The following is a 20746-nucleotide window of genomic DNA, read 5'->3' as shown; positions in this document are numbered from 1 at the left end:
CGCAGCCGCTCGCCTGCCTTCATCGCTCAGCGCCAGAATCCTCGGGTATCAATGAGCCGTTTGCCATCCAGACTGGAGGGTTCGATGTCACGGAATTTGTCGTGGTCGACCAGTAGCACTACTGCGTGGGCAGCCGCGATCGCTGCATCCGTTTCCACGAGACGAATGTTAGGCAGCGCAGCCAGTACGTGAGGCAGGCTGTTCTTGTGCGGGGCCGCGACAAGTATCTCGGCCTCCGGCTGCAGCAGCGCCACACGCCGGACGATCTCCATTGCGGGCGACTCGCGGACGTCGTCGATGTTGGCTTTGAAGGCCAGTCCCAGACACGCGATCACCGGTCGGTCGATGTCACTGATAGCCTTCCTGACCTGATCCACAATGTAGCCGGGCTTTCCGTCATTGACTTCCCGCGCGGTCCGAATAAGCGCTGAGTTTTCGGGATCGGCTGCGACGATGAACCACGGATCCACAGCAATGCAGTGTCCTCCGACACCGGGTCCGGGCTGCAGAATATTGACGCGGGGGTGGTGGTTGGCCAATCGGATGAGTTCCCAGACATCAATGTCCAGATTGTCGCTGATGACAGAGAGCTCGTTGGCGAACGCGATGTTGACGTCTCGGTAGGCGTTTTCCACCAGTTTGGACATCTCCGCGGTGGTGGCGTCCGTCAGGTGGATCTCGCCCTTACAGAACACCCCGTAGAGCGCAGCCGCGGCGTCAGCGGCCTCTGGTGTGAGTCCGCCCACCACACGGTCGTTGGTGACCAGCTCGATCATGATCCGGCCCGGCAGCACCCGTTCGGGGCAATGTGCCATCAGCACGGCGGGCCTGCCGTCCCGGCCGTCGAGGCTGAGCTCGGGACGCAGGCCCAGGATGAGTTCGGCGAGCCGGCGGGTGCTCCCTGGCGGCGAGGTCGACTCCAGGATCACCAGTTCCCCGCCCTCCAGCTGGGGCGCGATGGCCCGGGCGGCGGCTGCTATGTAGGACATGTCCGCCGATTTGTCGGCTTTGAACGGCGTCGGAACGGCCACGATGTACGCATCAGCCCTGGGGGTCTCGAGCTGGGCCCGGAGCCTCCCCCGGCTGACCGCACCTGCCACGTGGATGCCCAGATCCGGCTCCACGAATGGCACGTTGCCGTTGTTGATGGCGTCCACCGTCTCCGGGTTGACATCGACGCCGACGACGTCGAGGCCGTTGGTGGCCAGGATGGCTGCCGTCGGCAGCCCGATGTAGCCGAGTCCGACGACGGCGACCGTTCCGATCGCCGTGCCGGTGTCAGCCTTAGATGTCAACATGTTCGTGAAGCTTTCCGTAGAATTTCAGGTCGCCCGAGGCGATCAGCTCGGCGTCCTCGACCTGCCAGGTGTGCGCGTGGCCGGTGCGGACCTGGTAGTAGTTGAACCGGTCCGCCGAATAGATGATTTTACCGGCAGCATGTGTGGCCCGGAGAAATCCTGTGTCCTCGCCGACGGTAACCTGCAGGAACGGGTGGTCCAGGAAGACCCCGCGGCTGGCCATGATGGTCGGTCCCATCACGAAGTCGGTGAACCGGTGCTCCCTCTCGGCAAACCGCAGGATAGAGGCATTGGACGCCGCCAGGTGCATGTAGTGGGCCTGTTTGCCCACAACGTCCGCGCCGGAGTATGCCAGAGCATGGAGCTGGTCGCTGAGGTAGTGGGGCCCGTAGTGATCGTCGTCGTCCATTTTGGTGAGGACATCGCCCCCGGACGCTGCGACGCACCTGTTCAGGCACTCCCCCAGCGGCACCTCCCGGGGCGCGTCCAGCACCACAACGTTACGGAGACCGGACATGTCGGACAGTTCCGCGAGCCGTTCCGCCGCGAGCTGGAAACCGTGGGTGAGGAGCACGAGTTCCGGGTCCACACCCTTTTGGACCGCGAGGGTCCGGAAGACGTGCTCCAGGTTCTGGGGCCTGATGGTGGGCATCAGCACGGAGACCGTGGGCCGCCGCACCCCGGTGCCGACCCCCGGAAGCGCGTGCTGCAGCACGGTGTCGGCGCGGTGGGCGTAGGTGTGGCCGGACCAGATGATGCGCTGGGCCAGGTGCGCGGTGCGGTCGTTGAGCTCAGGGTTGGCCACCAGCGCCCGGGTGAGATGCTCGGCCTGCTTGCGGGTGGCAGCCACCGGCACCGCCGCGGGAGGGAAAAACTGCTCCATGGCGAGGCTGGGCGCGGTCACCACCGGCGTCCCGGAGGCCGTGATCTCAAAGATGCGCCGGGCGCACATGCTGGGCGAATCGACGACGGAATTGACGTTGAGGAAGACCTTGTACGCCTTGTAGGCGGAGAGCGTCTGGGCGTACGACAGCGACCCGACCACCCGGGAGTCAAGCGGCGCCGGGAACTGGTATTCGGCGTTCCCGCCCAGTTGGCGCGAAAAGATCTCCAGGCCCGTCCGCATCCTGGCGGACGCGTCCAGGGCGCCGCCGAGGAGGAAGTCCATCTGGGCCCGGCGCTCCGGGTACTTGTGCGCAAAGTACATGCCTGCGAAGGCCACGTCCCTGCCGTGCCGTCCGTGGGCCGGCCGGACGGGGTTGTGGATGGCCGGCTGGGCGGCAAAGGGAAGGGCGCTGATCCGGTCGTGGCCCAGGTCCGCCCGGTACTGGGCAATCTTGCCGGAGTCGGAGGTGAACACCTGGTCGAAGAGCCGGGCGGCGGGAAGGAAGTCGAGGTAGTGAGGCGGGTCTTCCTTATTCCAGAACACGGTGGGAATGCCCTGCTCCCGGCACCATGCCACCAGTTGGCGGAACTCCGTGCTGGGGCCGCCGGGGCCGGCAAGTTTGCCGCGCCACAGCCCATCGTTGCCCGCCCACGCCGATTCGACGAACAGGATGTCGATCGCTCCGGGTGCCAGGTCGCTGCGCCAGGTGTGCGGATGGACGGGAATGGTGGTCCATTCGTAGCCGAAGGCCAGCGCGGAAAAATCATCCAGGATGACGGCGGCGCGCACCTCCGGGCGGGACGGTGCCTGCTGTGGCTGGATGGCCGGCAGGAGGGAGAGCCGCCGTCTGTGTCCCATTCCGGTCCAGGCCGCCTCAACGCCCTGGACATTGCGGGGCGCGGCGAAGCCGCGTTCAACGCGCTGGCGGGACCGCCATAACCTGAACTGCGCCGGCCCGCCCCGGCGCAGATGCCAGAGCCCGGTCCGGAGGGTCCGCACGTTCGCCATCAGCCCCGGCTCCGGCGCGAGGACCGCCCGCGGACCTCGGTGGCCACGAGGTTCGCTTTGGCCTCGTCGAGGATCCTGGCGGCTGAAATGTTGTTCCCTTTGGAGAGGTGGCGGGTGAAATCCTGGTAGGCCTTGATGGCGGTCTCCGGTTCGCCGTCCATGATCAGGTCGCCTTTGTCGAGCCAGACCACCCGGGTGCACATGTCCTTGATGGTGTCCAGGCTGTGGCTGACCAGGAACACGCAGCCTGCCTGTTCGCGGAGTTCGTCCATCCGCAGCTTGCTCCGGTCCGCAAACTGGGCATCGCCGGTGTTGAGTGCCTCGTCCACGAGCAGGATCTCTGGGTCGACGCTGGCCGCGATGGCGAATCGGAGCCGGGACGCCATGCCGGACGAATAGGACTTCATGGGCAGGTGGATGGACTTTTCCAGTCCGGACAGCTCCACGATGCTGCTGAATTTCCTGTCCACCTCCGCCCGGCTCATCCCCATGGCGAGGCATCCAAGGATCACGTTCTGGTCGCCGGAAAGGTCCTGCACCAAAGCGGCGTTGACGCCGAGCATGATGGGGGTGCTGGAGGCGTACACCGCACCCTTGGAAGGCTTGGACTGGCCGCTGATGATCTTCATCAGTGTGCTCTTTCCCGAGCCGTTCCTGCCGATGATGCCCACGGACTCGCCGCGTTCGACCACCAGGGACAGTTTGTTCAGGGCGTGCACGGTCACCATGTTGGATTTATTGACGGCGCGGCGGAAGAAGCGCGGCGCCGTGTCCTGGGGGCCGGCGTCGGAAGCGGCGCTGGAGGCCACCCGGTAACGCATTTCGACGCTGTCCACCACCACGCAGGGGTGGCCTTCGATGAAGAGCTCCTGGTCATCCGCGTCCATAGGATTCCTCCCCCTTCCAGAAGTAAACCAGGCCCAAGCCCAGCGCCCCGAGGGCCCAGGCCGCAAGGATGGCCCACGACTGCCACTGCGGAACCGTCGCGTAGAGGACGCAGTTCCGGACGATGTCGATCACGTTAAACAAGGGGTTGAGCTTGATGATGGCCAGGATCTGGGGATGGGTGACAAATCGGTCATAGGAGAAGAAGATGGCGGAGCCGTACATCCACGCCCGGAGCGCGAAGGGCAGCAGGTGCGTCACGTCGTGGACGCGCGCGATGATGCGGGCCAGGATCAGGCCCACCCCCAGATTGAAGAGCGCCTGCAGCAGAATCGCCGGCACCACCAGGATCCAAAGCCAGGTGATTTCCTCACCCGGAGGCAGCAGGACCACAATCAGCAGCATCGCAAGGATGAGCGGGACCGCCCGGAGCAGTTCCCGCAGGTTGGCGCCGATGGGAAGCGCCGCCCGCGGGAAGTTGAAGGCTTGGACCACGGATTTGTTGTTCCGGATCGAACGCGCGCCGGACGTAATGGCACCCGAACTGTACTGGAAGACAAAGATGCCCACCACCAAGTAGCCCACGAAGTTCTCGATGCCCCGGCTGGTGTTGAGCAGCAGCCCGAAGATCAGGAAGTAGGTCAGGCCGTTGAACACCGGGTTGAGGAGCAGCCAGGCGCTGCCCAGGCGGTCCCGGCGGGTCCCGCTCTGGATGCGCGCCCGGGCGTCGTAAAACATGAACTGGCGGAAGTCCCAGAGCCGGACGAGGTAGTCAAGGAACGATGGCCGCGAACCGACGCGGGTCAGCCGCCGCATGTCCACGGAGAGCGGCTGTACGGCCACCGGCTCCGGGTCTATGGCACTATCTGCGGACACTACTCGTTCTCCTCATGGTCATGGTGCAGCCCAGCGTAACGCGTGGCCAGCGCCTGGGCATTCGCCGCCCAGGTCCTTTCGGCCAGCACCGCAGTGCGGCCGGCCTGCCCCAGGCGCATCCTGCGGCCGGGGTCCGAGAGCAGGGCTGATATCGCCTGTGCAAGCTCACGGGGCTCTTCGGCAGCGGCGAGAAGGCCGTTGCCGCCGTCGTCTATTATCTCCCGAAGTGCCGGCAGGTTGCTCCCCACCACCGGCCGGGCACTCGCCAGGGCCTCAACCGGCTTGAGCGGAGTCACCGCCCGGGTGACGTCAAGGTCCTTGCGCGGGATCACAAAAACGTCCAGGGCCTGGTGATAAAGGTGGGCTGCGCCGCGCGGCACCCGCCCCGTAAAGATAGCCCGGTGGGACAGTCCTGCAGCCGCGACCTGCTCTTCGAGGGCAGGCCGGGAAACGCCGTCGCCGACAACCAGCAGGCGCAGCTGCGGGAAGTCCGGTGCGAGGGCGGCAAAGGCGCCCACCAGGTCATCGAGGCCTTCATAGTCGACCAGGCTGCTGACGGTCCCGATATAGAGTCCGTCCTCCGGCAGGTCCACTGCGCGGCGTGCGGCAGCCGCTTCCAGGGGCTTGTCTAGGAAGGCCCCGCCCACGGCGTTGGGGGCGATGAGGATTTTCTCCTCCGGTATTCCTGCGGCCGCGATGTTGGCCTTCATGGCCTGGCCCAGCGTCACCACCAGGTCGGCGTCCCGCATCACTTCGCGCTCCCGTTCCTGGAAGAGCCGGTATTTCTCGCTGTCCCGCGCCCCGGGGCCGCGTGTTGCCGCCCAGGTGTCGGCGAGCTGCCCGCGGACCTCGTACACCCAGGGGATTCCCAGAGCGTCGGCCACGGCCCGGACCGCCAGCCCGTTCACAAAATGCGTTGTGGTGTGCAGGACGGCAGGCTTGAAGTCCAGCGCGACCTTCAGCATTTCCTCGGCCTGCTGCTGTAGGCGCGCCTCCATGGTGGGCGCCAGATGCGACGGGAGCAGGCGCCGGTAGGTGACCCCGTCCACCGTGTCCTCGGCGCGGGCCAGGAGCTTCCCCACCTGCACCGGGTAGGCCAGGCGCGTGACGGCGAGGACCTCCCAGCCGGCCGTCCGCTGGGCTGCCATAACCGAGTGGGACCGCTGCGCGTAGCCGCTGGCGGTGTGCGGGAGGGAGTTGGTCAGCACGTGCAGGACGCGGCCGGGCACCGGTGTGAACGGTTGGCGGGGCAGCGTGGGCGACGCACCCTGGTAGAGGGCTGCCTCGCCGGCCAGCCGCGCCCGCTGGCGCCGCCCGGCCCGGCCGGCGCCGTCGAGGGCGGCGACTGCTCCGCTGAGGTCGCCCGCGTACCAGAGCCGCCGCGCCTGCGCTGGCCGCAGCCTGGCCGCTGTTCCCGCAGCGGCCAGCAGCACGTCCGTGAGGTCCGGACGGTTGGCGACGAGGGCGATGTCGGCCAGGCGCCGCGTCCGCTCCCCCGAGATGTTCCGGTCCGCGGCAAGCCGCAGGCGGCGGGATATGTCGTCGCCGTCGCCGCGGATGAGGGATGCGAGCACCGCAGGGACACTCACGGAGCCGTGCGGAGCCATCGCCGATGTGACGCGCGCGAGATTCCGGGCCGCCGACGCAGGAACTCTCCTGGACAGCTGGAGGAAGAGCAGCATCGGGTCGTCTGTCAAGTGCTGCCCGGCGGTCAGGGCCGCGAGGCGAAGGTTTCTCAGTGACTGGATCATGGGATGCTTGCGGGCGCCTTGCCCAGGAGCCCCGCAATGAGGTCCACGTAGCGGCCGGCCAGCAGCCCGTACTCGGCATGGGTCTTTACCCACTGCCGGCTGTCGCCGTTGCGGACAAGGCGTCCTCGGTCCGCGGCCAACTCACGCCATAGAGCCGCCAGCGCTTCGGGGTCGCTGGCCACAATGTCCCCAGCTTCCGCGTCGGCGATGACACGTGCCGCCTCGCCGCGCACCATGGCCGTCACGTGGCGGCCAACGGCCAGGACTTCGTAAGTTTTGGACGGAACCGTGGTTTCGAAGGATTTCCAATCGTCCCGGAGCGACACCAGGCACGTGTCCGCGGAGGCGTAACGCTCCATCATGGCCTCGCCGTGAAGCGGCGCGTGGAAGGTCACCGGCGCCTTAAGCTCGCGGGCCAGCTTCTCGAGTGCCCGACGGCGGGTTCCGTGGCCCACCATATGCAGGTGCATCGAGTCGCCAACCAGTGCGCTGGCGCGGATGGCCACCTCAAGGCGCTGGCTCTCGCCGTGGTTGCCCAGGTACAGAGCCTCGAAGACCGGCCGCTCCACCGCCGGCGGGTCGAGGACCGGGATGGCGTCCAGGTGCAGCCCATTGCTGATAGTGGCGACGTTGCGGACCCCGCGCGAACGAAGTGTCTCGGCGAAGCCTTCGGTGACCGTGACCACCAAGTCAGCCCGGTGCTGGACGAAATCGACCACGCGTTCAACCAAGCTTTTGACGCTGCCTTGAACCAGACGTGCGTCACGGGCAAGGTCGGGCCAGGCATCCCGCATTTCGACCAGCAGGGGCACGCCGCGCAGCTTCGCCAAGGCGTAGCCGGCCAGGAGGGAGGGCAGCGCAGGAGCGGTGACAATCACAACATCTGGCATGGGAAGAAGCATTCCGGCAGGTACGGAGACCATTGCCGAGAAGCATTGGTCTACCAGGCGCCCCACGCGGGAATTGCCGTGCCTGAGATAGGGCACCCGAAGCACCTTCTCGGTAAATTGCCCAGGCTGCAGCCGGAAAGGCCTGCCAGCCAACTTCCGGGCCAGCGCGCGCCGGCCGAACGGGTAGTGCGCAACAGGGGCGATCACGTCGACGTCCCAACCGGTCCGGGAAAACTCTTTGATCATGGCGGTCCAGCGCCGCTGGGGCGGGCTGTGCTCCGGCCAGTAGGAATGCGTCAGCAGGGTAATGCGAACCGGAGCTGTGTCAGTCTGGGGGTGGGCAGCATTGAGCCACCTCTTGCTTAACTGCTTCAGGATGTTTACTTCCTCGTCCTGGAGGCGACGCCCGGTGCCCGGCCGCCGAGGAAGCGGAAGTAGGCATAACCCGCGGCCAGCAGCACCAGCACCGTGAGTGCCTGGACGGCCACGGAACTTCCGGTGGCGACAGCCACCGCCGACTGGATTTGTGTCTGCCCCATAGCAGGTGGCTCAACCGGAGCGACAGCGACTGCTGCCGACGGCGGCGTGGCCTCGGGGGCAGGAGTGGGCGGCGTCGTTGGCTCAGAGGGCGCCTGGCTGGCGTCGACGGCTTCCTCTTCAGAGGGCAGTACTAGCTGGGGGGCAGCGGGTGCCGCTACGTCAGCAGGGGCCGGCCCCTGATAAGCCGGGGCTGGTCGGTAAACCGCGGCGGGTGCCGGCTCCGCGGGTGCAGTTGCAAACGGCGTCTCGCTTTGAGGCGGATCAACGGGGGCTTCGGCGGCAGGCACCTCCGGAGCCACGGTGGGTGATGGATCCGGCTCTGCAGGGGGTAGCGTAACGACGGGAGTGACCGCCGGCGGTTCAGGCAGGATTACATCGTCCGCTTGGGCTGCAGAGCCCAGAGCCACGACAGAAAGGGCGACCAACACGGCGGCCAATCCGGTCCTAGCAGCTATCACCCACTGGATGCGCGACGTCACAGACAGTACCTCCCCCGAATACGAAAATAAATATAATGTGCGTCGATGTGGCTGGCAGTAACGTCGTCGTCGGCAGATCCTCAGCATTGCACGATCCTGATTAGTCTACTCGACAGTACGGCGCCCGGGATTCGCCTCGGTGCCGCCGGGGCGGGATAGGGTTGAAACATGCGCCTCTACCGTTTCCCGGCCTCCGCACGCCCGTTCCGCGTTCTCGCCGCGGTGGCGGCAGCAGGGGTTCTGCTGAGCGCCTGCTCCCCGGTGGTCGACGTCGAGCCCGCCAAGGACGCCGCGAACGCCGCCTGCGCCCCCATGATGGTGGCGCTGCCGGATGCGATCGGGGAGGCCAAGCTGCGCAAGACCAACAGCCAGGCCACCGCCGCATGGGGCGACCCGTCGCTGGTGATCCTGCGCTGCGGTGTGAACGTTCCAGGCCCGACGACGGACCGCTGCGTCAGCGTGAACGGCGTCGACTGGGTCATCAAGGAAGGCAACCCGGTGTGGACACTGACCACGTTCGGGCGCGAACCGGCGACGGAGATCCTGATGGACCCGGACAAGATCAGTTCCGCCACCGTGCTGGCGGACCTCTCCGCCGCCGCCGCTAAAGTGCCGGCGGTGCGGAACTGCGTGGGCCAGGCGGACCTGCGGAACCTGCCGCCCAGCCAGTAGGCGTCAGCGCAGGCCGGTCTTGCGGTGCAGGGCGAGGTAGATCAGTTCGTCGATCAGCTCCGCGTAAACCAGGCCGGACGCCTTCCACATCTGCGGGTACATGCTCTTCGGGGTGAAGCCGGGCATCGTGTTGATCTCGTTGATGATCAGCTCGCCCTCAGGGGTGTAGAAGAAATCAACCCTGCTCAGACCCTCGGCGCCCACCGCGTCAAACGCGACGGCGGCCAGTTCGCGGACCCGGGCCGTGGCCTCGTCCGGCAGGTCGGCCGGGCAGCTGAGCGCGGCGGCGTCGTCCACGTACTTGGCGTTGAAGTCATAGAAGTCGTGCCCGCCGCCGGCCACGGAGATCTCGCCGGGCATGGACGTCCGGGGAGCGTCCGTCCCGCGGCCCTCCAGCACGGCGCACTCGATTTCCCGGCCCACAATGCCCGCTTCGATGACCAGCTTCGGGTCGTGCTCGCGGGCAGCCTCAATCGCGGCGTCCAGGTCCTCGAGGGAATCCACTTTGGAGATGCCCATGGACGATCCCGCGCGGGCGGGCTTGACGAAGACCGGAAAGCCCAGCTGGTCCACACGTTTGCGAACAGTCTCCGGAACGTTGCGCCACTGCCGGTCCGTGACGGCGATGTACGGCCCCACCCGGAGCCCGGCGGATTCAAACACCACCTTCATGAAGTGCTTGTCCATGCTGACGGCGGATGCCAGCACGCCGGCACCCACGTAGCGGGTGTCGGACAGCTCCAGGAACCCTTGGATGGTGCCGTCCTCGCCGAACGGGCCGTGCAGCAGCGGGAACACCACGTCAACGGCGCCCAGTTCCTGCGGCACCTCGTTCGGCGAAGCGACAATCAGCTGGTGTTCGCCGCCGATTTCGGTCAGCGCCACAGTCCGGGCCGACGATGCGACCTCGGGCAGGGACGACGCCGACAACGACCAGTCCCGGGTGTCGCCGGAGGCGAGGACCCACTGGCCGGTCTTGGCGATCCCGATCGGGATCACCTCGTATTTGGTCTGGTCAATGGCGCCGAGCACTCCGGCCGCCGTCACGCAGCTGACCGCGTGTTCGCTGGAACGGCCGCCGAACAGCACCGCCACACGGGGCCGGACGGCCTGGCCTTCTGTGGTCAAATTTTCTTCCGACACGCTCAGTAATCGCCTTCGGGTTTCAGGTCCCGGGACAGCAGGAGCGGCCCCAGTTCGTCAACGGACAGTTTTCCGGCCAGCACGGCAACCACCGCGGCGGTGATGGGCATTTCAACGCCCAGCTTGCCGGCCAGCTCATGAACGGCCTGGGCGGACTTGATCCCCTCGGCGGTCTGCGTCATTTCCGCGGTGACCTCGTCCAGGCTCAGGCCCTTGCCCAGCAGCCGGCCGGCCGTGTGGTTCCGGGAGAGCGGTGAGGAACAGGTAGCCACAAGGTCACCCAGGCCAGCGAGCCCGGCCATTGTCTGGGCCTGGCCGCCGAGGGCAAGCGTGAGGCGCGACGTTTCCGCCAGCCCCCTGGTGATGACCGACGCCTTGGTGTTGTCCCCCATCTGCTTACCCTCGCAGATGCCGACTGCCAGCGCGATGATGTTCTTGACAATCCCGCCGATTTCCACGCCGACCACATCGCCTGTGGTGTAGGGGCGGAAGTACGGGGCCGTGCAGCTGCGGGCGATCCAGCCGGCCGCAATCGGGTCAGAGCAGGCCACAACCGAGGCCGTGGGCTCTTCCCGGGCAATTTCCATCGCCAGGTTGGGGCCGGAGACCACGGCAATCCTGTTGGCTGGAATTCCCAGCTCTTCGGAGATGACCTCGCTCATCCGGGCATCGGAGTGCAGCTCGAGGCCCTTCATCAGGGACACCACCATGGCGCCGGGCGCAATCAGGTCCTTCCACTGGCGCAATTGGGGGCGCAGGGTCTGCGCAGGTACGGCGAGGACCACCAGCTCGGCACCCGACAGGACCTCGGAGGCGTCGGAGGAGGCCGTGATACTCGGCGGAAGCGCGATGTCCTTGAGGTATTGCTCGTTCCGGTGCTTCAGGTTGACCTGCTCCACCACCTCGCTGCGGCGGCCCCACAGCCGGATGTTGCGGTCGACGCCGGACGCTGCAGCAGCGTCAGCGAGGATTTTCGCGAAGGTGGTCCCCCAGGAACCGGCGCCGAGTACCGCTACCCTGGTGGCCGACCGTCCCCGCATTTGATCAAATGTCATTCCGTGCTGTCCCCAATATTCTCGTTTGATCTGTCAGCACGGCCGCCCGCACCGCCCTCTATGAAACGCCCGTGGGTGGACTGGTTGTGAGCAGCGGGGTCCCAGCGGACCAGCGGCGGCTGTCCGTTGCGCAGCGTGGCCAGCAGCTCGGTGATGGCCTCCATGATGACGTTGGTGGCCTCCGTGAGCGTGGCCTTGTCCAGCGGGCGTCCGGCGAACGCGCTGAGGTCCACCGGATCACCCACCGCCAGGCGCGAGGTCTTCCGAGGGAAGACATGGAGCCGCTTGGCATAGCGCGGAAGGACCTCATGGGCTCCCCAGTGCGCCATCGGGACAACCGGGATTCCGCTTTCCAGCGCCATGCGTGCGGCGCCGGTGTGGCCTTTCATCGGCCACAGGTCGGGATCCCGCGTCAGCGTACCTTCGGGGTAGATGATGATCGCGCCGCCCTCGTCCACCACTTCCTTGGCAACCTGCAGGGAACGGTTGGCACCCGCCGTCGAGCGTTCCACCGGGATCTGCTTGGTGGCGCGCAGCACAAAGCCCAGCACGGGAACCTTGAACAGCCCGGCCTTCGCCAGGAAGTGCGGCATCCGCTTCTGGTTGTAGAGCATGTGCCCCACCACCAGCGGATCGATTTCGGTGCAGTGGTTGGGCGCCGCGATGAAGCCGCCCGCGGGCAGTTTCTCCAGTCCGATCCATTGCTTGCGCATCAGGAGGTTCATGACCGGCCGGACGATCCCGGCGACGGTGACAAAGGTGGCGTGGCTCTTGGCCGTTTCCTTCACTTGTGCCCCGCTATTCGGCCGAGGTGATGTCGAAATCGGCACCCAGGCCGGCGAGCTTCTCGGTGAAGCGCTCGTAGCCGCGGTTGATGATGTCGATTCCGGTGACGCGGGAGGTGCCGTAGGCGGCCAGGGCGGCGATCAGGTGACTGAACCCGCCGCGGAGATCCGGGACGTCAATGTCGGTGCCGGTCAGCTGGGCGGGCCCGGAGATGACGGCCGAGTGCAGGAAGTTGCGCTGGCCGAAGCGGCACGGCACGCTGCCGAGGCATTCGCGGTGGACCTGGATGTTGGCGCCCATCCGGATCAGCGCATCGGTGAAGCCGAATCGGTTCTCGTAAACCGTTTCGTGCACGATCGAGACGCCCTCGGCCTGGGTGAGGGCCACAATGAGGGGCTGCTGCCAGTCGGTCATGAACCCGGGGTGAACGTCCGTCTCCAGGACCAGCGGGTTGAGCTTGCCGCCCTTGTGGTAGAACCGGATGCCGTCGTCGCCGATTTCCATGCCGCCGCCCACCTTGCGGTAGGTGTTGAGGAAGGTCATCATGTCCCGCTGGGTGGCCCCTTCAACGAAGATGTCGCCGCGGGTAACCAGGGCCGCGGAGGCCCAGGATGCGGACTCGTTGCGGTCCGAGAGGGCACGGTGGTTGTAGCCGCCGAGGTCCGGCACACCCTCGATCCGGATGGTGCGGTCCGTCTGGACGCTGATGATCGCGCCCATCTTCTGCAGCACGGCGATCAGGTCGACGATTTCCGGCTCCGTGGCTGCACCGGAGAGCTCGGTAATGCCCTCAGCCCGCGTGGCGCTCAGCAGCACCTGTTCGGTGGCGCCGACGGAAGGGTAGGGCAGGGAGATCTTGGCGCCCTTGAGTCCGCCCGGGGCGGAGATATGGATGCCGCCGGGACGCTTCTCCACTACGGCGCCGAACTGCCGCAGCACGTCCAGGTGGTAGTCGATGGGACGGTCGCCGATCTTGCAGCCGCCGAGGTCCGGGATGAAGGCTTCGCCGATCGCGTGGATCAACGGGCCGCACAGCAGGATCGGGATGCGGGAATCGCCGGCGTGCGCGTCGATGGCCGTGTGGGAGGCGGTCTTGGCGTTGGTGGGGTCGAGGGTGAGGTCCCCGGTGTGGGGGTCCTTCTCGACCGTGACGCCGTGGAGCTGGAGCAGGCTGGTGACAACCTCGACGTCCTTGATTTCAGGGACGTTGCGCAGCACGGACGGCTCATTGCCCAGCAGGGCGGCCACCATGGCTTTGGGGACGAGGTTCTTGGCCCCCCGCACGGTGACGCGGCCAGTCAGCGGGACGCCTCCGCGGATTGTCAGAACACTACTCATATACCGGTTTCCTCACGATTACTCGCCCCCAATTCCTTACAAAGGCACCTGCTAAGCATAGGAGCTTGCGTTACCGATCTGAAATACGGCACGGTACGCACGTTCGTTCCGACTGCTCTTTCCGGCCCCGAGACCAACGCGGCGCGGGGTCACCTAGGGCCAGTCCCGGTGGGCGGGACGGGCGGTAGATGACCCCGCGCTCAGGCGAAGGTGCCGGGTTGCGTTATAGGGCAGTCAGGAGAGCTTGGCCGGTAGCGTCTTCGGCTTGAAAGCGGGCCGGGTGGCCTCGTAGGCGGTGATGTCTTCCTCGTGCTGGAGGGTCAGGCCGATGTCGTCCAGGCCCTCGAGCAGGCGCCACCGGGTGTAGTCGTCGATCTCAAACGGCGCAACGATGGTGCCGCACTGCACGGTCTTGGAGACGAGGTCCACGGTGACCTGGGTGCCCGGGGCGTTTTCCAGCTCTTTCCAGATGAGCTCGATGTCGTCTTGGGCCACCTCGGCGGCGAGCAGGCCCTGCTTGCCGGAGTTGCCCCGGAAGATGTCGGCAAAGCGGGAGGACAGCACGGTTTTGAAGCCGTAGTCCTTGAGCGCCCATACGGCGTGTTCGCGGGAGGACCCGGTGCCGAAGTCGGGCCCGGCCACCAGGACGGAGCCGGCGTTGAACGGTTCCTGGTTGAGGATGAACGACGGGTCCTTGCGCCAGGCCGCGAAGAGCGCATCCTCGAAGCCGGTGCGGGTGATGCGCTTGAGGTAGACGGCGGGGATGATCTGGTCCGTGTCGACGTTGCTCTGGCGCAGGGGGACGCCGATGCCGGTGTGGGTGGTGAACTTTTCCATGGCGGGCTCCTAGGCTGCGTCGATGCGGACGGCGGGTTGCGGGGCGGGGTCCAGGTCCGAGGGCGAACTCAGGGTGCCGCGGATTGCCGTGGCAGCAGCCACCACCGGGGAGACCAGGTGGGTGCGGCCGCCCTTGCCCTGGCGGCCCTCGAAGTTGCGGTTCGAGGTGGAGGCGCACCGCTCCCCCGGTTCCAGCTGGTCCGGGTTCATGCCCAGGCACATGGAGCAGCCGGCAAAGCGCCATTCGGCGCCGAAGTCCTTGAAGACCTTGTCCAGGCCCTCGGCCTCGGCCTCGAGCCGGACGCGGGCGGAGCCCGGCACCACCAGCATGCGGATGTTGGGGTCCTTGGTGCGGCCCCGGATGATGTCCGCGGCGGCGCGCAGGTCCTCCATCCGGGAGTTGGTGCAGGAGCCCAGGAAGACGGTGTCCACCCGGATCTCCTTCATGGGGGTACCGGCTTCCAGGCCCATGTACTGCAGGGCCCGCTCCGCGGCCGCCTTCGCGTTCTCGTCGGCGAAGTCCTCGGGCGACGGCACCTTGGCGGACAGGGACACGCCCTGGCCGGGGTTGGTCCCCCAGGTCACGAAGGGTTCCAGGGTGTCGGCGTCGAGGTCCACCTCGACGTCGAACGTCGCGTCATCCTCGGAGCGGAGGGTGTTCCAGTACTCGACGGCGGCGTCCCACTCGGCCCCCTGCGGAGCGTGGGGACGGCCGTACATGTAGTCGTAGGTGGTCTGGTCCGGGGCCACCATGCCGGCGCGGGCGCCGGCCTCGATGGACATGTTGCAGATGGTCATCCGGGCTTCCATGGACAGCGCCCGGATCGCGGAGCCGCGGTATTCCAGCACGTAGCCCTGGCCTCCGCCGGTGCCGATCTTGGCGATGACGGCCAGGATGATGTCCTTGGCGGACACCCCCGGCTTCAGGGTGCCCTCGACGTTGATGGCCATGGTCTTGAAGGGCTTCAGGGACAGGGTCTGGGTGGCCATGACGTGCTCCACCTCGGACGTGCCGATGCCCATCGCCAGGGCGCCGAACGCCCCGTGCGTGGACGTGTGGGAGTCGCCGCAGACCACTGTCATGCCGGGCTGGGTGAGGCCCAGCTGCGGGCCGACGACGTGCACAATCCCCTGCTCGGCGTCGCCCAGGGAGTGCAGCCGCACCCCGAACTCCTGGCAGTTGTTGCGCAGGGTCTGGATCTGCGTGCGGCTGGTGAGGTCGGCGATTGGCTTGTCGATATCCAGCGTGGGAGTGTTGTGGTCCTCGGTGGCGATGGTGAGGTCGGGCCGGCGCAGCCGGCGCCCGGCCAGGCGGAGGCCCTCGAAGGCCTGCGGCGACGTCACTTCGTGGACAAGATGCAGGTCGATAAAGAGGAGGTCGGGCTGGGCATTGACTCCTTCGCCGTCACCTTTGCGCACTACGTGCGCGTCCCAGACTTTCTCGGCCAGTGTCTTTGCCACGGCCTTCTCCCTTCACTGCGGTTTGGTCCTTGCGGGTTTGTTCTCACCACTGAACCAGCCTGCCTGCGTAACGCGCCAGTGCACTGACTTGCATCTCAGATATTGAGACGGCAATATCATTCCATGGACAATTCTAGTGGAGTCGGTGTCATCGATAAAGCGGCCCATGTGCTTGACGCACTTGAGGCCGGCCCAACCACCCTGGCGCAGCTGGTTGCAGCCACGGGACTGGCGCGGCCCACCGTGCACCGGCTGGCACTGGCGCTGGTCCACCACCGGCTGGTCAGCCGGGACATCCAGGGCCGCTTCGTGCTGGGCAGCCGCCTTGTTGAGCTCGCATCGGCGGCCGGCGAGGACCGCCTGATTGCCTCCGCCGGCCCTGTCCTCATGCAGCTGCGCGATGCCACCGGCGAGAGCGCCCAGATCTTCCGCCGGCAGGGTGACTGGCGCGTCTGCGTGGCGTCCGCCGAACGGCCCATCGGGCTGCGGGACACCATTCCGGTCGGCACGCAGCTGTCCATGAAAGCCGGCTCCGCGGCCCAGGTGCTGCTGGCCTGGGAGGACCACGACCGGCTCCTCGAAGGCCTTCAGTCCGCCCGCTTTACGCCCACCGTTTTGGCCGGCGTCCGACGCCGGGGCTGGGGCCAGAGCCTCGGCGAGCGTGAGCCCGGGGTCGCCTCCGTCTCTGCCCCGGTACGCGGGCCGTCCGGTCGGGTGATTGCCGCGGTGTCCATCTCGGGCCCGATCGAGCGCCTGACCCGCCAGCCCGGCCGGCTGCATGCCGAAGTGGTGTGCAATGCGGCGCGCGTGCTGACCGAGGCGCTGCGCAAAACCGGCGACTGACGGCTTAGGCTGGCCGCATGAGTAGCTATGCGGTATTCCTGCGCGGCGTCAACGTCGGCGGCATCACCATCAAAATGGCCGACCTGAAGGAGGCCCTGAAGGCCTGCCCGTTCTCGGGCGTGAAGACGCTTCTGGCCAGCGGCAACGTGGTGCTGGCCAGCCGGCTCTCCCCCGCCGGAGTGAAGGAAGAATTCGAGGCCTGCCTCCGGAAGCGCTTTGGCTATGACGCCTGGGTGGTGGTCCTGGCTGCGGACCGGGTGGGCGAACTGGTGGCTGCCTGCCCCTACCCGGCGGACGACGCGTCCACCCACACGTACCTCACGCTCGGCTCTGATGCCGGCGTGCTGGCGGAGTTGTATGAGGCCGGCGCCGCCTTGGACGGGGTCGAGCTGACCAGCCTGGGTCCGGAGGCGCTGGCGTGGCTGGCGCCCGCCGGCGGCACACTGGAAAGCCCGTTCAGCAAACTGTCCGCAAAGCCGAAGTACAAGGCCTCAACCACCACCCGCAACCTGCGCACCATGATCAAGGTCCGGGACGCCGCGGCACTCCTTTAGCTGATCTGCCACCTCTACGAGATGCTCAGCGGGACGCTGCCTGCACAGCCTTGTTGAACGACCCCAGCCGGCTCACCTCCAGCTCCACCGGTTCCACCACCAGCTTCTCGGCGACGGCGGCGACGGCCGTCTGGAGCCGCTTCCGGGCCGCGGCCCCCCGGGCCCGCGCGGCGGCTCCCGCGATGAACTTCGCCAGGATGGCCAGGACGATCCCCAAGAGCGCTCCGCCGGCGATCATGACGGTGGGCACCGGCCAGCCCTCCACCCGGGGCACCTCCGGCACGGGGAGCTTGATGTAGCCCAGCACGGCCAGCGCGCCCAGCCAGACGAAACCGCCGAGTGCCGTCAGCAGCGCCAGCCACTGCACAATGTTGAACGGCGTCCACCACCAGGCCTTGTTCCCGGCCTTCAGCTCGGTCGAGGCAATGGCCTGGTCCAGCGCGTCCGGCAACTGCTCCCGGCCTTCGCGGGCGGCGCCCCGGATGACGGCGCGCCACGGCCCGGGTGCGCCGTTGGAGGCCGCATCGGCAAAGTCCCGGACGGCGGCGTCCGTGCGGGCCCGCTCCGGGGCACCGGCCGGTGGCAGCGACGTGCGGTTCAGCTCCGGCCGGGACCCCTCGCGGCGCAGGTTGAGCCGCCGGAGCGGGTCAGGCCGGAAGCGGACCAGCCAGCGGGTGACGGGCCAGCCGGTGCGGCGGGTCGATTCGAGCTGGTACGACCGGACCACGGCGTCCACCACCACCGGGACGTTGGCCGCGACCGCCAGTTCCTCTGCCAGCCGCGCCCGGGACGCGGCCCTGACTCCGGCCGCCTCCCCCGGGCCGGAGGCCTCGGCCAGCTGCGCCGAGGCCCGGGTGACGTCGGCCCCCAGGCGCTGCGACTGGGCCTGGCGCTGCGTCGCCACTTGGCGGATGGCGGCACGGACCTTGTCCAGGCCGGTTCCGGCCACCGCGGAGGCGCCCAGAACCTGCACCTTGCCCAGCCCGTCGCGCGCCAGGATGCCCCTGAGGGATTCCAGCACCGGCTGGACGTCCTGCTCCGGGAGCCGGTCAATCTGGTTCAGGACCACCAGGGTGACTGCGTTGTGGGATGCCAGCGGGGTAAGGAAATCGTTGTGCACCGCGGCGTCGGCGTATTTTTGCGGATCGAGCACCCAGACCAGGTCGTCCACCAGTCCCACCATGCGCTCCACGATCTCGCGGTTGGCGGCGCGGGTGGAGTCGAAGTCGGGGAGGTCCAGGAGGATCAGGCCGGTGGACTCGTCCGCAAAGCCGGACACCGGCCGGGCGTGGTGCCGGTTGCGGACCTCCAGCCAGTCCAGCAGCTGGTCGCTGCCCTCGGCACCCCAGATACCGGCCAGCGGTTCCGAGGTGGTGGGCCGCCGGGCGGCAGCTGTCGCGATTTCCTCGCCGCTGACGGCGTTGAACAGGGACGACTTTCCGCTGCCGGTGGCTCCGAAGAACCCGACGACGGTGTGGTCGGCAGAGAGGGAGCGCCGGGAGCTGGCCCGGTCCAGCACCTGCAGCACTCCGTCCAGGACGTCCTCCGGGAGCGCCCCGGCGGCCAGCTCGCGGGCCTCGTTCAGGGCCTCCAGCCGGCGGTCCAGCCGGGAGGCCTGGGCTGCGGCACCATGGCGGCTCACGCGCTGGCCGCCAGCCGGCGCAGGGCATCGGCATGGCCGGACAGGACTTCCGGGGCCACGCCGCCCGGGAACTCGAGCCGGGACAGGAAGCGCTCTTGTTCGTCCTGCAGCAGGCTCTGGCAGCGGGCGTGGAGATCCTCCCGGGCCTTTTGGGCGAGCCGGCGCACGGCGTCCTCACCGAACACCGCCTCCAGCAGCCGCTGACCGGCGATGGCGGTTCCGCCAGCGACGCCGACTTCCAGGCCGGTGAGTCCAGCCGTCATGGAGAACACCACGATCATCAGGGCAGCCCCAAGGCCGTTGATGCCAAAGGACAGCCAGCGGGCCTGGGTGCGCTTGCCCTGGCCCTCGGTCCGGATCAGTTCCATGAGGCTCCCCTGCCAGGCGCGGATCTCGGCGGCTGCCTTGTCGGCGAAGCCGTCGGACGTCCCGGACAGGTCGTCGCCGCCCAGCAGCTGCCGGCCGGCCGGGTCCGAGCGCCAGCGCGCATCGGCGTCCTCGGCCGCGTTCGCTGCCTCATCGAGAATAACCGCCTGCAGGCCGGTCTCAATCGCGGTCTCCACGCGTACAGCCGGCGCAGGTTCGCCCCGGAAAAATGCGCCAAGCCGGTCGCGGAAGCGCCCGATGTTCTGTTCCATGGCCCGGAAGAATTCACCCGTGCCCACAAAGTCCTGCCAGCGGGCCAGGACCTCGCCCCGCAGGAGGGCGCCGTCCCGGGTGGCCGCCAGAATTCTGGCGACGGCGTCCCGGTAGGCATCGCGCGCGTCCCCGGCGAGGACATCGGCGGCGCGTTCCTGCGCTCCGGCGGCCACCGCGACGGCCTCCACCCGGCCGCCCAGTGCCTTGACGGTTCCGTTGAGCGTCCGCCGGGCAATGTCTGCGCGGCTGGCGGCGTCCGCGGCGAGCTCCTGGAGCCATGTCCGCAGCGGCTCCACGGCGGCGGGCGGGAGCATGCCCATCCCGTCGAGCGGCGCCTCAGGGACCACAAAGAGCCGGGCCGCGCCCAGGCCCTCCCTGTTGAGCATGGACTGCAGGTCGGCGCTGACCTCGGCCTCGGCGGCCGGCGGGACACGGTCCAGCACAACAGCCACCATGATGTCGCGGGAGGCCGCGTCCAGCAGCAGGCGCCAGGGGACGGCGTCGGCATAGCGGTTGGCGGTGGTGACGAACACCCACAAATCGGCGGCGGCCAGCAGCTGGCCGGCGAGCTTGCGGTTGTCCGCGGAGATCGAGTCGACGTCGGGGGCATCCAGCAGCGCGATGCCCTGCGGGACGGCCGTCTCGGCCACCAGCACCAGCGACGTGATGGCGGCGGCGTCCGGGGTGGGCCCGGCCTGGCTGGCCGGCACCGGGTCCGCGGTCACCGTGCCGCGGATCCGGGCCAGGCTGGGCAGGACCCGCTGGTCCTCGAACCAGCGGCCGTCGCCGGGGTGGTGCAGCAGGATGGGCTGACGCGTGGTGGGTCGGATGGCGCCGGCGCGGGTGACTGCGTGGCCCACGAACCCGTTGACGAGCGTGGACTTGCCGGCGCCGGTGGAGCCGCCGACGACGGCCAGCAGCGGCGCGTCCAGGCTGCGGTACCGCGGCAGGATGTAGTCATCGAGCTGGGCGAGGGCGCTGCGGATGTCCAGCCGGGCATCGTCCGAGCCGGGCAGAGCCAGAGTCAAGGCAGTGGCAGCCAGGTCTCGGTGGACGGCTTCCAGCAGTTCAACTGCCACGCCGGTGTTTTCATCGGAGCTCACCGGAACATCATGTCAGTTCCGGGTCCTGCCGCCCCGCGTTGACACAGACGGACCCCGCAG

General features: G+C 67.8%; 18 protein-coding genes. 3 read left to right on the top strand and 15 right to left on the bottom strand.

From position 1 onward, the window contains the following. Positions 1–26 precede the first annotated feature (26 nt). From wecC to AR539_RS19225, 7 genes are all read right to left on the bottom strand, one after another. A complete protein-coding gene (gene wecC / locus AR539_RS00320; protein ID WP_066431116.1) occupies positions 27–1298 on the bottom strand; it encodes a UDP-N-acetyl-D-mannosamine dehydrogenase in 1272 nt (423 codons plus the stop codon). Further along, positions 1285–3192, bottom strand: a complete 1908-nt coding sequence (locus tag AR539_RS00315) for a glycosyltransferase family protein (RefSeq protein WP_066431113.1) — start codon at positions 3190–3192, stop codon at positions 1285–1287. The genes wecC and AR539_RS00315 overlap by 14 nt, the downstream gene beginning before the upstream one ends. Further along, positions 3192–4079: an ABC transporter ATP-binding protein gene (locus AR539_RS00310; RefSeq protein ID WP_066431111.1), complete on the bottom strand. Its 888-nt coding sequence runs from the start codon at positions 4077–4079 to the stop codon at positions 3192–3194. The genes AR539_RS00315 and AR539_RS00310 overlap by 1 nt, the downstream gene beginning before the upstream one ends. Continuing rightward, positions 4066–4953 (bottom strand): ABC transporter permease, encoded by an 888-nt coding sequence (locus AR539_RS00305; protein WP_231728435.1) that lies wholly within the window; start codon positions 4951–4953, stop codon positions 4066–4068. Before AR539_RS00305 ends, AR539_RS00310 begins: the two co-directional genes overlap by 14 nt. Continuing rightward, complete coding sequence (locus tag AR539_RS00300) at positions 4953–6704, bottom strand: glycosyltransferase family 4 protein (protein WP_066431109.1); 1752 nt, start codon at positions 6702–6704, stop codon at positions 4953–4955. The genes AR539_RS00305 and AR539_RS00300 overlap by 1 nt, the downstream gene beginning before the upstream one ends. After that, positions 6701–7894 carry a glycosyltransferase family 4 protein gene (locus tag AR539_RS00295; protein ID WP_269433661.1) on the bottom strand — a complete coding sequence of 398 codons (1194 nt, stop codon included), beginning with the start codon at positions 7892–7894 and terminating at the stop codon, positions 6701–6703. Before AR539_RS00295 ends, AR539_RS00300 begins: the two co-directional genes overlap by 4 nt. An 80-nt stretch (positions 7895–7974) precedes the next feature. After that, positions 7975–8133 carry a hypothetical protein gene (locus AR539_RS19225; RefSeq protein WP_157360877.1) on the bottom strand — a complete coding sequence of 53 codons (159 nt, stop codon included), beginning with the start codon at positions 8131–8133 and terminating at the stop codon, positions 7975–7977. A 648-nt stretch (positions 8134–8781) separates the two neighbouring features. Here AR539_RS19225 and AR539_RS00290 point away from each other — a divergent pair. Beyond that, entirely contained in the window at positions 8782–9285 is a 504-nt protein-coding gene (locus AR539_RS00290; protein WP_066431101.1) for a DUF3515 family protein, read from the top strand. Positions 9286–9288: 3 nt separating this feature from the next. Here AR539_RS00290 and AR539_RS00285 read toward each other — a convergent pair whose 3' ends face one another. From AR539_RS00285 to leuC, 6 genes are all read right to left on the bottom strand, one after another. Then, a complete protein-coding gene (locus tag AR539_RS00285) occupies positions 9289–10428 on the bottom strand; it encodes a D-alanine--D-alanine ligase family protein (RefSeq protein WP_066431100.1) in 1140 nt (379 codons plus the stop codon). A gap of 2 nt (positions 10429–10430) precedes the next feature. Then, positions 10431–11483, bottom strand: a complete 1053-nt coding sequence (locus AR539_RS00280; protein ID WP_066431099.1) for an NAD(P)H-dependent glycerol-3-phosphate dehydrogenase — start codon at positions 11481–11483, stop codon at positions 10431–10433. Beyond that, the gene (locus tag AR539_RS00275) at positions 11480–12271 is read right to left on the bottom strand and encodes a lysophospholipid acyltransferase family protein (RefSeq protein ID WP_066431096.1); all 792 of its coding nucleotides are present in this window, start codon (positions 12269–12271) and stop codon (positions 11480–11482) included. The genes AR539_RS00280 and AR539_RS00275 overlap by 4 nt, the downstream gene beginning before the upstream one ends. 10 nt (positions 12272–12281) lie before the next feature. Then, positions 12282–13607, bottom strand: coding sequence for a UDP-N-acetylglucosamine 1-carboxyvinyltransferase (gene murA, locus AR539_RS00270; RefSeq protein WP_066431094.1), 1326 nt, complete (start codon positions 13605–13607; stop codon positions 12282–12284). Positions 13608–13841: 234 nt separating this feature from the next. Then, positions 13842–14444: a 3-isopropylmalate dehydratase small subunit gene (leuD, locus tag AR539_RS00265; RefSeq protein WP_066431092.1), complete on the bottom strand. Its 603-nt coding sequence runs from the start codon at positions 14442–14444 to the stop codon at positions 13842–13844. A 9-nt stretch (positions 14445–14453) separates the two neighbouring features. Next, positions 14454–15905, bottom strand: coding sequence for a 3-isopropylmalate dehydratase large subunit (leuC, locus tag AR539_RS00260; RefSeq protein WP_066431090.1), 1452 nt, complete (start codon positions 15903–15905; stop codon positions 14454–14456). Between the two features lie 123 nt (positions 15906–16028). On the opposite strand from leuC, the gene AR539_RS00255 reads away from it, so the two are divergent. Together AR539_RS00255 and AR539_RS00250 are read left to right on the top strand one after the other, a co-directional pair. Next, a complete protein-coding gene (locus AR539_RS00255; protein ID WP_066431089.1) occupies positions 16029–16748 on the top strand; it encodes an IclR family transcriptional regulator in 720 nt (239 codons plus the stop codon). Between the two features lie 17 nt (positions 16749–16765). Beyond that, positions 16766–17302 carry a DUF1697 domain-containing protein gene (locus tag AR539_RS00250; protein WP_066431087.1) on the top strand — a complete coding sequence of 179 codons (537 nt, stop codon included), beginning with the start codon at positions 16766–16768 and terminating at the stop codon, positions 17300–17302. Between the two features lie 25 nt (positions 17303–17327). Here AR539_RS00250 and AR539_RS00245 read toward each other — a convergent pair whose 3' ends face one another. Both AR539_RS00245 and AR539_RS00240 read right to left on the bottom strand, forming a co-directional pair. Next, positions 17328–18944, bottom strand: a complete 1617-nt coding sequence (locus AR539_RS00245; protein WP_066431085.1) for a GTPase — start codon at positions 18942–18944, stop codon at positions 17328–17330. Next, positions 18941–20686: a dynamin family protein gene (locus AR539_RS00240; RefSeq protein WP_066431082.1), complete on the bottom strand. Its 1746-nt coding sequence runs from the start codon at positions 20684–20686 to the stop codon at positions 18941–18943. Before AR539_RS00240 ends, AR539_RS00245 begins: the two co-directional genes overlap by 4 nt. Between the last annotated feature and the right edge of the window lie 60 nt (positions 20687–20746).

The organism is Arthrobacter sp. EPSL27 (assembly GCF_001512305.1).
In the GTDB taxonomy this organism is placed as follows: Bacteria; Actinomycetota; Actinomycetes; order Actinomycetales; family Micrococcaceae; genus Arthrobacter.
The sequence above is the reverse complement of the archived record's forward strand: the minus strand, read 5'-3'. Positions and strand labels throughout refer to the sequence as shown.